At 54.7% G+C, this 477-nt stretch carries 1 protein-coding gene; it reads left to right on the plus strand.

The features are described from left to right. Positions 1 to 214: 214 nt before the first annotated feature. Positions 215 to 477, plus strand: a 263-nt coding sequence (locus XpopCFBP1817_RS22405) for a hypothetical protein (protein WP_208619697.1), incomplete at its 3' end; no start/stop codon positions are given.

Consider the following 477-nt stretch of genomic DNA (forward strand, 5'->3'; position numbering starts at 1 on the left):
CACCAGCTTGCAGATGATCCACCTGGCGTTCCTGGCGTTCCTGGCGTTGCTGCTTAGAAGACTTTGAACAGGCTCTAAGAGTTTGGGACTGGAAACTGAGTTGGTTTTCCCCCGAGTATTGATGCATTAGCGCATCAATGTTGGGTCGCTTTTCGCATGGATGGTCCATGCATTCACGCGCAGCATTACCTGCGCACTTACTGGAGTCGATGAAATGAGCAATGCTGATACCACGAAAAACCGAAAGGATGTTGTTGAAACGGGACGCGTGCTTGCACGGGTCCTTTCGCGTGATGAAGTAGGCAAGGTTGCCGGCGGCGCCTCTTCGACGCCGACCAAGCCGACGCCGACCAATACGTGGCAGGACAAGGGCACCTGTACCCCGAAAAGTGATCCCGGCTCTGAGGTTTCCCCACGTTTTCCCGAGATAGATCAGCTGGTTGCACCCGGATCGTGTAGAAACAAGTGCGCGCATGG

Origin of the sequence: Xanthomonas populi, assembly GCF_002940065.1 — a bacterium.
In the GTDB taxonomy this organism is placed as follows: Bacteria; Pseudomonadota; Gammaproteobacteria; order Xanthomonadales; family Xanthomonadaceae; genus Xanthomonas; species Xanthomonas populi.